We start from the raw sequence: 13,744 nt of genomic DNA on the forward strand, positions 1-13,744 counted from the left end.
TTCATCCTTACACAAACTATTTTACGGTCTCCATCTTTCTGGATATGAAATATTAAGTGACCATAAATTATCATGGCCTTTATTAATCATAAATACATTATTCATAATATTTTCAACAATAAAGGATTGCTTTTACAATAAATATCTTCTTAGTCAGAAATCGTATTAAGCATATGTTTATGCAAGAATATAATTATCTAAAGTATTTAAAAAATAGCTAACTGTAATGTATAAAAAGCCAGTTAGTATCTCTTGAGTTATAATTATGAAATAATATAACAAGCAGTGAATAAGAATACGTAAGACATAATCGACTAAAAATAGTTGGAGTAGCAAACTTTTTAGTGTATAATTTGTAAATGAAAAGAGGCCAACGAGCTCTTACCTCGTTGACTTCAATCGTAACTTTGAACGACTGTGTGTTTAGCTAATCTTTATGATTAGCTTTTTTTGTTATCACATAAGCGATTGCTAAACGAATGGCAAAGATGCCACAGGCATTTAAGACAAGGCTTATTGCGATAGCATAAGCTAAAATCAACTAGCTTTGCAACTCCAGTCTATCCAATTTAGCATGGCTCTCACCTCCGTAACTTCAAAGTTGTATGAGGGGTGTGTAGCCGCTAAAGTTACTAAATCTTGGTATTAGCTTTATACCAAAATCTAGAATAATAGCAAAATACTTTTTCTTTTGGAATATATGTCTATGGAAAAAGTTTATAAAAATAAAAGAGGGTGTTTTTTAACATCCTCTTTATTTGTTTTTCTAATTTTATCGCCTGATAAAAAAGTTGCGCTTCTTTCGATTATAGCTCATTCCTTCTCCTAAAGCTTCATTAGCATCAAAAATTGTCATAAATGCTTTAGGATCTTCTCTTAAAACAATCGCCTTAACAGCTTGAATTTCATAGTTGGCTACAATGCAGTAGATAATATGTTTTTGGCTACGGTCGAAACCACCTTCGCCGTTTAAAAAGCTGAAGCCACGATCTAACTCTAAATCAATCATCTTCGCAATTTCTTCATATTTATCGGATATAATAAAGACTGCTTTTGCCTTGTTACCGCCTTGTTGCACGATATCAATTAATGTAGTAGCAATGTAACTAGCTATTAAAGTGTACATAATATGGCGAATATCAATGTATGAAAGTGAAAGTACAAGTACAATTACATCAATTATGAAAAAAGTTTTACCACTTTTAATATCTTTTTCTTGCTGCAGAATACGAGCGATTATGTCTGAGCCACCAGTTGTACCATTATAGCGGAAGACAATCCCTAATCCTAAACCAGAAAGTAATCCAGCTGAAATTGCTGCTAATAAGAGGTCGTGCTCTAAATTCAATTGGTTTATAATAGGTATTAGACGCCAAAAGTTTAAGAAAAAGGCTAAGCAGATAGTTCCCCAAAGTGTTTCAATCATTAGTTTTTTGCCTAAAAAGCGAAAACCAATTAAAATTAAAGGGATGTTTAAAATAATAGTGCTGAATCCTAAATTTACTTTCCACCAATGGAATAGTAGTAGGGAGATACCACTTAAACCACCATCCGTTAACTGATTGGGGATACTAATCATATTAATGCTTAGGCCATATATGGCGGATCCAAGTGCAATCATGATTAATTCAATGATAAAGCTGGGTGTGATTGGAAATTTTGGTTTAATTACTTTCATTAAGATATCCTCCCTAGTGTATTGCACTTTTTATTTTAACAAACTTAGATAACAAAATTAAAATGAGAAATGATGATTTTAAAATATGAAAATTAATTCTTTACCTGAAATATTTATAAAAGCTTTGCCAGTTGTGCAAACTTTAACAAAAGCTGGTTATGAGGCCTACTTCGTAGGTGGCAGTGTCCGCGACTTGTTACTGAATCGGCATATTCATGATGTTGATATTGCAACTAGTGCATATCCAGAAGAAGTAAAACAACTTTTTGAAAGAAGTATTGATACTGGAATTCAACACGGGACTGTAACTGTTTTATACGATGATGATAGTTATGAAATTACAACTTTTAGAACAGAGTCAGGCTATCAGGATTATCGACGTCCTGATCATGTGGAATTCGTTCAAAATCTGGAAGAGGATTTAAAGCGACGTGACTTTACTATCAATGCCTTGGCAATGGATGAATATGGCAATATTCATGACTTGTTTAATGGTTTAGATGATCTAAAAAATGGCTTGATTAAGGCTGTTGGTAACCCTGAAAGACGTTTTAATGAAGATGCTTTAAGAATGATGCGTGCAGTTCGATTCATGAGCCAGTTGAAGTTCTCTTTAGAAGAGAATACTAGACAAGCAATTTGTGACCATCATGAATTATTAAGCAAGATTTCTGTAGAACGTATTCGCGAAGAATTCGTTAAGATGTGCGTAGGGCCACATGCTAGAAGTGCATTTCAGGTGTTTTTGGATACTCAATTAAGTGAAGAAGTACCTGATTTTCGCGGAAAAAAAGAGCAATTGTCAGTTTTCCCTAGCTTGACTTTTTCTCCATCAACTGAGGCAAGCGTTTGGGCAATTATTGCTATTTTGTTAAAGTTACCAAATGAACAAATTCCGAAGTTTATGAGAGATTGGAAGAATTCTAATCAAATGACTCGTAAAGTGGAAGAAATTGTATTTTTCTTTGATTTATTATCTGACCACAGTCCAAGTGATTATGAATTATTCCTCGCAGGACAAGATACAGTTATGTCTGCCTGTGATGTAGCTCGGATTTTGGGCCAACCTGTTAATAGTGAAGCATTAGTTGATCGCTATGTGGCTTTACCTATTAAGAATCATAAAGAACTCGTGGTTGATGGCTCAACTTTAATTGAATGGGGAATTAAGCCAGGACCTAGTTTAGGAGATATGCTGGCTAAAATTACTGAAGCTGTTGTTGATGGTAAGATAGCTAATGACGAAGAAGCTATTAAGAATTTTATTGTAGAATAGATGATTAATATTATTGGCTATATTTTATGAGATTTAGTAGAACGAATATGTAAAGAGGAGTGTATCTCAGCTCTGAATGAGAATCAAAAGAGAGAAGGGTTGCCTTTTTGGCAATCTTTTTTTTGGAGTCTTAAACATTAATAATATGATTCCAGTAAAAGAAGGTTTGTATCAAGAACTTGTCTTTGAAGATGAAGATAAAAAATATTAATCAAAAAAGCTGGTAGCTATCATTAAAAAATGATATTTACCAGCTTTTAGCTTATTAAACATAAAGCAAAATAGAAAAGAACATCAAAATTGAGCCAGCTAAAACGAATAAATGCCACACAGTGTGCATCATCGGTACCCCAATCATGGAATAAAATAGTGTTCCAACAGTATAGCTAATTCCTCCAGCCACTAATAACCAAAAGCCAGTTGTTCCAAGATAATGATATAAGTGGGGTGCTGAAAAAATTACTAGCCAGCCCATGCTAATATACATAAGGACTTCAATGATACTATTTCTCTTTTTAGTTAAAATATAATACAAAATTCCAAAAATAGTGATTGCCCAAATTATACTAAAAATTATCCACCCCTTAACCCCGCCAATTGCGATTAAAGAATAAGGAGTATAACATCCCGCAATTGAAAGAAAGATTGAAGAATGATCAAAAATCTGAAATACTCTTTTAGCTCTGGTATAAATTAAAGAATGGTAGAGCGTTGAAAATAAATATAAAAAAATCAAACTTGACCCATAAATTGTAAAGGTAACAACTCGCAAAGGTGAATGAGTTCCTACTGCTCGAATAATTAATAGTACAAGTGCAGTAACTGCTAACCCAAATCCAATTCCATGGGTTACTGCAGAAAAGATATTATCTAAAAGTGGAAGTACTTTTGGTTGATGTTTAGGCTTTTGCCAAATTTTTTTGAAATTCATTCTTAGTCCTTTTCATTCATTATTACTATATCAAAGAATTTTTGATATACTTGTAGTAAACATATGCTTACCTGTATTTCTTACATTATAGTATACCAAAGAAAATATAAGATATGTTAAAGCCAAAAGGATGGGAAGGCGAAGGTTTTGCCAAATATTAAAGTTATTACTGATTCATCAGTACAATTAAGTCCAGAAGAAATTGAAAAGTATGGTATTACAGTTGTACCACTTTCAATTACGATTGATGACAAGACGTATGTTGATGGAGAAGATATTACTAGAAAAGACTTTATCCAAAAAATGGATAATGCCAAGGAATTACCTAAGACAAGTCAACCAGCAATTGGACGTTTTGTAGATGAATTTAAGAAGCTTGCAGCAGATGGAAGTCAAGTTCTGGGGATTTTTATGGCTAAATGCTTGAGTGGTACAGTTGATGCAGCTCGTCAAGCAAGCGAATTAGTGGATTTTGATGTCACAATTTTTGATTCTGGTTATACAGACCGTGCAATGGGGTTTGAAGTTTTAGAAGCTGCAAAAATGGCTCAAGCTGATAAAAATCTTGATGAAATAATTGCGCGTCTCAAGCAAATGCAAGAACAAATGCATCTGGAAATGATGGTACCTGATTTAACTAATATTATTAAAGGTGGACGTCTTGGGGCATTGGCTGGACGAGTTGCTACCTTACTTAATATTAGACTTTTCCTTGAAATGACTACTAATGTCTTAAATATCAAGGCTAAGGGTCGCGGTAAGAAATTCACTAAGAAATTTAATCAAGACTTAATTGAGCAGGTAAAGAATACTCCTAATATTAAGCATCTTGGTATTTCTTATGTTGATACACCAGATGATATGGAAGATTTAGCTAATGAACTTAAAAAAGTTAATCCCAATATGGATATTTTAGTTCAAGAAACTAGCCCAATTATCATCACTCATGCAGGGCATGGAGCTTATGCAGTAATGTTTTATTCAGAATAAGTTAAATATAGCTGCAGTTACTTGGGTAATCTGCAGTTTTTTTGATATCAAACTATACTTATAGTAGTATTAAGTGAATATAGAATGTTAAATAAAAAGGAGCTAATATGGCTTATCGTGAAAGTTTTTATCGATTCTTAATGACTCAAAGAAATCCTGATTCACATGATGAAATTGCTGAATTTGCCAATAATGCGCAACATGATCAACAATTCCCTAAGCAGGAACAGGATTATGAAAAGTTGTCTGATTATTTGGAATTAAATGCTTCATATTTACCAAGTATGACAATTTTTGATCGAGCATATGAATTGTATAAAGATAATATGTAAGAGCCAGGATTTTTTCCTGGCTTTTTGTTTTAGAAGGTGATGATACGTGGATATTTTAATCTCAACTTTAGTAATTTTGTTTACTACTAATTTAGCAATGGTTTTTCAAAAAGCTTACTTCCATAAAATATCCGTCAATTATGTTGCTCTGTTTTTTGGAATGATACTAGGGTTGGTGCCTTTATTAAATAACCTAGTAGAAGATTTTCAATCTGAAGTTTTTATGGAACTAATTGTTGCACCACTGTTGTTTTTTGAAGGTCAAAATACACAGCTTTACTATGTTAAAAGGTTTTGGAAGTCAATTGTTGGCTTAACTGTGGTCATGATTGTAATAATTGAATTAGTTGCTGGATTTAGTTTATATTATTTAACCGGCATGAATATGGCTTTTTGCTTTTTATTAGCTGCCATTGCGACCCCAACTGATGCAACAGCAGGAGAAAGTGTAACGCATGGATTAAAGGTTCCAAGAAAAGTAGTGTATTATCTTAGAAATGAGTCTTTGTTTAATGATGCATCAGGACTAGTTTTACTAGCGATGATGGTTAGTTGGTACGTTAATAAAAATCTGGTAATTATCAAGTCGATAAGCCAACTTTTTATTGCAGTTATAGGTGGAATTGCTTTAGGAATTATAAGTTCTTTACTTTTAGCAATGATTAGACAAAGAACAATGCAATCTAGTAGCTTAGAAGATAGTAGTTTTTCTTTGAATACCCCAGTGCAAATCGCTTATTTAATGACACCATTTTTATTATATTTTTTAGCTGAAGAAATCCATGTATCAGGTGTAATTACAGTTGTTGTTGCGGGGTTAGTCCATAATGCAGAACACCAGAGAAGTAAATTAACAAATCCACAAATGGTTTTTGTTGGTAATCAATTAAGTAATATTTTTACAGATGTTTTGAATGGCTCTGTCTTTGTGATTTTGGGATTAGTCTTAGTTAGACTTTTAGAAGAAGATATTTTCAACTCTCAAACGATTATGGCAATTTTAGTTGGTATACTATTATATGTAATTAATATTTTGATTCGCTATCTTTACACCTTTTTGACTGAATTTAGGCATAATCAGAAGAAGGCTTGGACTTTTAGTTTAGGTGGAGTTCATGGTGCTGTTACTTTTGCACTAGCTTATACTTTAACTGAAGAAACAATTAAGCTATCTGACATTCATTTTGCCTTATTAGCAAGTTCGACATTGATTATTTTAAGTATGGTTGTTCCAACAATTGTCTTTAGATTTTTATTACCAAAGAAAGTGGCTGATCTTGATCAAATTAAAGAAATGCGTAAAGTTAGAAAAGACATGGTTGAATATGCTATGCTTGAACTTGATAAAATTTATTTACCTGAGGCTTTGCGTAGACAGCTATTATATGATTTAAAGGCACAATTAGATGAAGTATCAATGAAGGATTTCTTGAAAGAAATGAATACGACTGTGAGGCGACCAGATTTGAAGCCACATGATCGAGAATTTCGAGATGAAGTTTATCGCTATGCCTTTCGACTAGAGCGCAATTATTTAGGACAGATTGCCCAGAGTGAGCAAAAATATCGTGAAGGATTTTTAAAACTATATCGTGAGACCTTGATGGCTGAAATTTTATTTTTAGGCACGAAAGAAGATTAAGCACCAGAGAGTGCTTTTTTTATTAAAAAAGTTTTGAATGCGAATCAACTATAAATCATGGTATTATAAATATTGACGCCTTTTTCAGGTACAGAATTATAAAAATGAAAGGATTTTTACATGGCAATTCAATGGTATCCTGGCCACATGAACAAGGCACGGGTTCAATTAGAAGATAAGTTAAGTTTACTTGATGTGATTGTAGAAGTAGTTGATGCAAGAATTCCTGCTTCATCAAGAAATCCTTTAATTAGTGACATAGTAGGGGATAAGCCCCATATTATTATCTTAAATAAAGCAGATTTAGCAGACCCTAATGAAATTAATAAATGGGAAGCCAAGCTAAAAAGTGATGGAAAATTCGTTCTTAAGTTAGATGCGCAACATAATACGAATATGACGCCATTGTTTAAGTTGATTAAATTAGCAGCTAAAGAGCGAATTGATAAACTTGAAGCTAAAGGAGCCAGCAATCCTACAATTAGAATTTGCTTAGTTGGAATTCCTAACTGTGGTAAATCAACAATCATTAATCGCTTAGTTGGTAGAAATGTTGCAATTGTTGGTGACCGTCCAGGTGTAACTAAGGGGCAAAGCTGGCTTAAAACAAGCGAAAGTGTCCAAATCCTTGATACACCGGGTATTCTGTGGCCTAAATTTGAAGATCAAGCTGTTGGCTTTAGACTAGCAGCACTTGGTTCAATTAAAGAGAGTGTTTTTCATGCGGATGATGTTGCATTATTTGTAATGGAATACTTGAAAGAAAATTACTTTAAGAGTCTAGTAAAATTTAGTCGATTAACTGAACAAGAAGTAACTGATTTACCACTTCCTGAACTATTACTCGCTATGACAGAAAAATATGGCATGCGTGATGACTATGAAAAGATGAGCTTATTCTTGCTTAATCAGTTACGTAAGGGACGACTAGGTAGAATTAATTTAGAAAAAGTTGAAGCATGAGTATTAAAGAAATAAAAGAGATTTTGCAAGGTGAAGTTGATTCTGAAACACTTGCTCTTTTGCAAAAAGATGAACGCAAAGGTGTTCAAAAACTTCTTGAAAGCTATAATAAACGTCTAGCTAAGCTTGCTAAAGCTAAGGCAGCCTTTATGAATCGGTTCCAGTACGAGCAAAAAGCCTGGGCTGCCGGTTCGATTGTAGCTGGCGTTGATGAAGTCGGACGTGGGCCGCTAGCAGGCCCCGTGGTAACAGCTGCAGTTGTTTTGGATGATAGCTTTGACTTAGTTGAAGTTAATGATTCAAAAAAATTAAGCCCTAAAAAAAGACTTGAACTTTATCCTCGAATTTTGGATAAAGCAGTAGCTGTCGGAATTGGCGTAGGAAGCCCAGAATTAATTGATAAAATTAACATTTATGAAGCTGATCGTGTTGCAATGGCTCAAGCAGTAAATAATTTGGCTCTTAGACCTGATTTATTACTGGTAGATGCGATGAATGTCCCAGTTGATATTAAGCAGATTGAATTAATTAAAGGCGATAGTAAGTCCAATTCAATTGCGGCAGCATCGATAGTTGCAAAAGTATTTAGGGATGAACTAATGAATGATTATGCTAAAGTTTATCCGCAATATGATTTTGAACATAATGCTGGTTATGGAACTGCTAAACATCTAGCCGCACTTAAAGAATTCGGTGCAACCCCAATTCATAGGCGCAGTTTTTCACCTGTTAGTGAGTATGACTTTAATAAATAAAAAAAGGAGCCAACGGCTCCCTTTTTACTTCTTAAAAATTATGTCAAATTATATTTTCTTTTCCATCATATGATGAGTAATACCAGCATCAATAAATGCATCACCAACAACCTTAAAACCGAGATGGAGGTAAAATCCTTGGGCCTGATCTTGGGCTCCAAGGATTAAGCGGTCAATCCCATTATTTTTCGCATCTTGTTCAATTTTCTTAAATAGTTGGGAATTAAGTCCTTGACCACGGAAGGGCTTTTTAGTAGCGACTCTTTGGATATGCCAAGTTTTATTATCTTCTTCTATAACTCGTGCGCAACAAACAACAGTATCATCAATTACACCTCCATAGTAAATAGGCCCTTGTTCATTTTCAAGTTCCAAGTTGGCTGGTACATTTTGTTCTTTAACAAAGACTTCTTTTCGCAAGCTTAAAATTTTTTGATAAAGAGCTGATGTAATATCTGTAGTTGTTTGAATTAACATTGCATACCTCCATTAATTATTTTATATCATTATAATTAATATGGAGTTGACAAATCAAGGATAGAACAAAAGCTCAGATTCAGATTTGCTTTATAGTAAAGATGTAAAAGCTTTCAATTTGAATTAGAATAATATTAATAATGATAATTTTTGGTTTTATATAATAATATTATTTAAAAAAAGATGATATAATATTGCTGAAAGCAATTAATCGATTCGCCTTTAGGTATAAACGTAATTTACTTATCGAATCCATACGTTATTTATCCTTTATTCAGAGCCTATTGAATCCCTAGATAGGTTCTCCTCCTTTCTATAAAGAAACGAAATTAATTGCTTTTAATACCCCAGAAGCGACATTCAGAAATGAGTGCCGTTTTTCTTTTGAGTTGATTTATTTGTAATATTTTATAAATATAGTATTATGAATTGTATAGACTACAAGTAGGAGAGGTTTATTATTTTCTTTAAAAAAGCAGCGCAAGTTGCTGCTACATCTGTTTTCTTATTGTTTTTTAATTCAACAGTAGTTCTTGCAGAAACAACAGATTCAACTGAAAGTATAAAAAATCAAACGCTTACAGCGAATAGAAAGATTTATGCCAAAGTCGATGGTGATGAAGATTTTCAATTGGTTCATCAAGATAGAGCAAATCTAACTTATGATGAAAAAGTTTCATTTGAAAATAACCAAAGAAAAGTTACTCTTGATAAAGAAGTTAGTTCTGAGTGGCCTAGTTATACAATCCCTAAAAAAGAGGGGTATACTGCATATTTGGTAGATGAAAATGGACAAAAAGAAGAAAGCTTAACTGATGGAACTATTTCAAAATCGGAAATCACTTTAACTAGTCTTGATAATACTAATTTGGATCGAAACTATTATGTTATTTACTATCCTGATGAACATACACTCTCAGTTGAGTATATTGATAAAACCACTAATCAGATTTTGTCTGAAGATAGTTATTCTGGAAAATCCGGAGAGGAGATTTCTTTAAATATTACTAATCCGGATAAGAGTAAATATACAATTGATAATAATATAATCCCAAGCTCTTATACATTTACGGGAGCTTCCAATCAAACAGTTAAGATTTATTTGAAGAATAAATCTGGAAAATCAGGTAAAACAAATAATGAAAAAAAGAAAGAAAATCTTATAAAAAGACCTGATATCCCTAATACAAATAATATTGAACAATCTAAAGCTAACAATAATTTGCCCAACACTTATTTAAATGATAATAACAAATCAACGAGTTTATTTACTAATTCCAATCGTGAAAGAGTACCTAAAGATAAAAATAATCGGCAATATTTAGCATTTGAAAAAGCCGGGTCTAAGTTGACCCAGTGGTTATTAGTAGCTTTAGGGATTGTAATTGTCGTTGCTTCAGTTTTCATTAGCAAAATAAAATTTAATTCAGAAGTCTAGTTATTAAACTAGACTTTTTTAGTAAAAATAAACTTTTTTTGAGTATATATACTTGGAAGAAGGAATTGAGAATGACAATTAAAGAATTTTTATTAAGATTAAAGCTTGAAAGAGGGATTGGCTATCAAAAGTCACTAGCGATTTTGACAAAACTCCTCAGTTTATCTGAAGTAACACTAGCTGATTTAGAAAAATTACCTGAAGAAATTAAAAATCTAGCAATTAAAGCTTACTCTAATCCCAAGCATCCCCAAACAATAAGTTTGTTAACTAAACAGTGTCAGATTATCAGTTTTTTTGATAATGAATATCCAGATAAATTACGTCAGATTTTTAAGCCACCACTACTTTTATTTGCCAAAGGAGATATTTCTCTTTTGAAAAGGCCAATTACCACGATTGTTGGTGCAAGACAAGCAACTAATTATACTCAACAAGCTTTAGATTTATGGATGCCTCGCTTAAGCCAAGATTTTGTAATTGCATCAGGACTCGCCAAAGGAGCTGACCGTTTAGCTCATGAGGCAGCTTTGCGACATCATGGGAAAACGATAGCCGTAGTTGGTAATGGCTTAAATCACTTTTATCCGGAAGAAAATCGAAATTTACAATTTGAGATTATAAAAAATGGCTTATTGATAAGTGAATATTTGCCAGATACACCACCGCGACCTTTTCGTTTTCCAGAACGCAATCGAATTTTGGCGGGTTTAAGTGATAATGTGATTGTCACTGAGGCTAAAAGCAAGTCAGGTTCATTAATTACCGCTAATTATGCACTATATGAGAATCGCAATATTTTTGCCTTACCGGGATCAGTCTTTTCTCCCTTATCGCAAGGCCCTAATGAATTAATCAAAGCTGGTGCTTGTCCACTCTTAGATCTTGAAACTTTTTATGATAATATACATTGATTTGATAAATGTAAATAAATTATTATTTTTAATAGCTTAATAATAGTTGATTTTTTTCTACCATATATTAAGCTAGATATTGAAACAACATTTTATTTGACAATCTGAAAAAGCTACTTTATTCTTAAGCATGATTTTTACAGACTAAGAAAGGGGCATTTGATGCCTACTAGAAAGAAAAATTTAGTTATTGTCGAATCTCCTGCAAAGGCGAAGACAATTGAAAAATATCTTGGACGTTCTTACCATGTAATTGCGTCTAAAGGACATATTAGAGATTTACCTAAGTCACAAATGGGGGTTGATATTGAACATGATTATCAACCTAAATACATTTCCATTCGTGGTAAAGGCGAAACTATTAAAGAATTAAAAAAAGAAGCTAAAAAAGCAAAATTTGTATATTTAGCATCCGACCCCGACCGTGAAGGGGAAGCAATTGCTTGGCACGTTGCTCATATTTTAGATTTGAATAACGGTCAAAAGCATCGTGTTACTTTTCACGAAGTTACTAAGGATGCAGTAAAAAACGCCTTTAAAAATCCAAGAACAATTGATATGGATACTGTTGATGCACAGCAGGCACGTAGGGTCTTGGATCGACTTGTAGGTTATTCTTTAAGTCCGATTTTATGGGCTAAGGTGAAAAAAGGCTTATCTGCTGGACGTGTTCAGTCTGTTGCCTTAAAGCTTGTTTTAGATCGAGAACAAGAAATTAAAGATTTTAAACCTGAAGAATACTGGACTATTGATGCAGAATTTATTAAGGGTAAAAAGAAGTTCCAGGCTAGTTTTTACGGCCTAGATGGCAAGAAGGTAGAGCTTCCTAATAATGAGGCAGTGCAATCAGTTTTAAAGAAGATTGATAAAAAGAAGCCTTTTACAGTTGAAAATGTAGTAAAAAAGGAACGTAAACGTCAAGCGCCAGCTCCATTTACTACTTCTACTTTGCAACAAGAAGCTAACAAGCGTTTAGGGTTTAGAACCAGAAGGACAATGTCAATTGCTCAGGGCCTTTATGAAGGTATAAGCTTGGGTAAAGAAGGTACAGTTGGGTTAATTACTTATATGCGTACCGATTCCAAACGAACTTCACCAGTAGCTCAAGCAGAGGCAAGTAAGTTTTTAACAGAAACATTTGGATCTGAATATGCTTCAAAAAGTGCTCGTCACTTCAAAAATCAGGAAGATGCTCAAGATGCCCACGAAGCAATTCGTCCAACAAGTATCTATCGAACTCCTGAATCACTTAAGAACAGTCTAACTAGTGAGCAATACAAACTTTATAAGTTAATTTGGTCAAGATTTGCAGCTAGTGAAATGACTCCAGCTGTTTTTGATACAGTTCGTGCTGATATCGTTCAAAATGGAGTTATGTATCGTACAACTGGTTCTAAGATGAAATTTGCTGGATTTACTAAGGTTTATGATGCCGGAAGTGATAAGAGTGTGGAATTGCCAGACCTTGCAGAAGGTGATAGTGTTAAACTTTCTAAGCAAGACAATAAGCAACACTTTACTATGCCTCCTGCTCGTTATACTGAAGCAAGTCTAGTTCGTGCACTTGAAGAAAATGGTGTTGGACGGCCGTCAACGTATGCACCAACAATTGATACAATTCAAAGACGTTATTATGTTAAGCTTGAAGGAAGAGCAATTGTACCAACTGAATTGGGTGAAATTGTAAATAATTTAGTTGGCAAGTTTTTCCCAGATATTGTTAACGTTGACTTTACAGCTCAACTTGAAAATGATCTTGACCATGTTGAAGAGGGAAAGAAAAACTGGGTTAAGGTTGTTGATGAATACTATAAGCCATTTTCTAAAGAACTTGAAAAAGCTGATAGTGAAATTGAAAAAGTTCAAATCAAAGATGAACCAGCTGGCTTTAACTGTGATATTTGCGGGGCACCAATGGTTATTAAAATGGGACGTTATGGCAAGTTTTATGCTTGTTCACGCTTCCCAGATTGTCGAAATACTAAGGCAATCGTCAAAGAGATTGGTGTAATTTGTCCTAAATGTGGCAAGGGCCAAATTGTAGAGAAAAAATCTAAACGTGGACGTAAATTCTTTGGATGTAGTAATTATCCTGATTGTGACTTTGTTTCATGGGATAAGCCAGTAGGCCGTGATTGTCCAAATGATGGCCATTTCTTAGTAGAAAAGAAAACTAAGAAAGGACCTGTTGTACAATGTCCAAATGGTGACTATAAAGAAGAACGTGAAGAAAACGAAAGTTCTAAATAAAAGTTAAATCTTTGACATTGTGAGATAATATCATCAGAAAGATTATTAATTGATGATATTATTTTTTTATCAATATTAATTAGGATAAGGATGAAATA

At 33.4% G+C, this 13,744-nt stretch carries 12 protein-coding genes; 9 read left to right on the plus strand and 3 right to left on the minus strand.

Features of this window, described 5'->3' with window-relative positions; genetic code table 11:
• Positions 1-772: 772 nt before the first annotated feature.
• Positions 773-1,678 (minus strand): YitT family protein, encoded by a 906-nt coding sequence (locus FC45_RS04985; RefSeq protein WP_006584770.1) that lies wholly within the window; start codon positions 1,676-1,678, stop codon positions 773-775.
• A gap of 85 nt (positions 1,679-1,763) precedes the next feature.
• Here FC45_RS04985 and FC45_RS04990 point away from each other — a divergent pair, with 85 nt between their 5' ends.
• Entirely contained in the window at positions 1,764-2,954 is a 1,191-nt protein-coding gene (locus FC45_RS04990; protein WP_006584769.1) for a CCA tRNA nucleotidyltransferase, read from the plus strand.
• Positions 2,955-3,219: 265 nt separating this feature from the next.
• Here the strand turns inward: FC45_RS04990 and trhA are convergent, their stop codons facing one another.
• Positions 3,220-3,885: a PAQR family membrane homeostasis protein TrhA gene (trhA, locus tag FC45_RS04995; protein ID WP_006587784.1), complete on the minus strand. Its 666-nt coding sequence runs from the start codon at positions 3,883-3,885 to the stop codon at positions 3,220-3,222.
• Between the two features lie 147 nt (positions 3,886-4,032).
• On the opposite strand from trhA, the gene FC45_RS05000 reads away from it, so the two are divergent.
• The 5 genes from FC45_RS05000 (at position 4,033) to FC45_RS05020 (ending at position 8,567) form a co-directional block, all read left to right on the plus strand.
• Positions 4,033-4,875: a DegV family protein gene (locus FC45_RS05000; RefSeq protein ID WP_006584768.1), complete on the plus strand. Its 843-nt coding sequence runs from the start codon at positions 4,033-4,035 to the stop codon at positions 4,873-4,875.
• Between the two features lie 107 nt (positions 4,876-4,982).
• Positions 4,983-5,207, plus strand: coding sequence for a YozE family protein (locus FC45_RS05005; protein WP_006584767.1), 225 nt, complete (start codon positions 4,983-4,985; stop codon positions 5,205-5,207).
• Positions 5,208-5,253: 46 nt separating this feature from the next.
• The gene (locus FC45_RS05010; protein ID WP_006588582.1) at positions 5,254-6,849 is read left to right on the plus strand and encodes a cation:proton antiporter; all 1,596 of its coding nucleotides are present in this window, start codon (positions 5,254-5,256) and stop codon (positions 6,847-6,849) included.
• Between the two features lie 120 nt (positions 6,850-6,969).
• Positions 6,970-7,812: a ribosome biogenesis GTPase YlqF gene (ylqF, locus tag FC45_RS05015; protein ID WP_006584764.1), complete on the plus strand. Its 843-nt coding sequence runs from the start codon at positions 6,970-6,972 to the stop codon at positions 7,810-7,812.
• Positions 7,809-8,567, plus strand: coding sequence for a ribonuclease HII (locus FC45_RS05020; protein WP_006584763.1), 759 nt, complete (start codon positions 7,809-7,811; stop codon positions 8,565-8,567). The genes ylqF and FC45_RS05020 overlap by 4 nt, the downstream gene beginning before the upstream one ends.
• Positions 8,568-8,615: 48 nt before the next feature.
• Here FC45_RS05020 and FC45_RS05025 read toward each other — a convergent pair whose 3' ends face one another.
• Positions 8,616-9,044, minus strand: a complete 429-nt coding sequence (locus tag FC45_RS05025) for a GNAT family N-acetyltransferase (RefSeq protein WP_006584762.1) — start codon at positions 9,042-9,044, stop codon at positions 8,616-8,618.
• A gap of 508 nt (positions 9,045-9,552) precedes the next feature.
• Here FC45_RS05025 and FC45_RS05030 point away from each other — a divergent pair.
• The 3 genes from FC45_RS05030 (at position 9,553) to topA (ending at position 13,646) form a co-directional block, all read left to right on the plus strand.
• Complete coding sequence (locus FC45_RS05030) at positions 9,553-10,482, plus strand: mucin-binding protein (RefSeq protein ID WP_006584761.1); 930 nt, start codon at positions 9,553-9,555, stop codon at positions 10,480-10,482.
• Between the two features lie 71 nt (positions 10,483-10,553).
• Positions 10,554-11,396 (plus strand): DNA-processing protein DprA, encoded by an 843-nt coding sequence (dprA, locus tag FC45_RS05035; protein ID WP_006584760.1) that lies wholly within the window; start codon positions 10,554-10,556, stop codon positions 11,394-11,396.
• A gap of 162 nt (positions 11,397-11,558) precedes the next feature.
• Complete coding sequence (gene topA / locus FC45_RS05040) at positions 11,559-13,646, plus strand: type I DNA topoisomerase (protein WP_057706431.1); 2,088 nt, start codon at positions 11,559-11,561, stop codon at positions 13,644-13,646.
• The last annotated feature ends 98 nt before the right edge of the window (positions 13,647-13,744 follow it).

The organism is Lactobacillus jensenii DSM 20557, from assembly GCF_001436455.1.
GTDB lineage: Bacteria > Bacillota > Bacilli > Lactobacillales > Lactobacillaceae > Lactobacillus > Lactobacillus jensenii.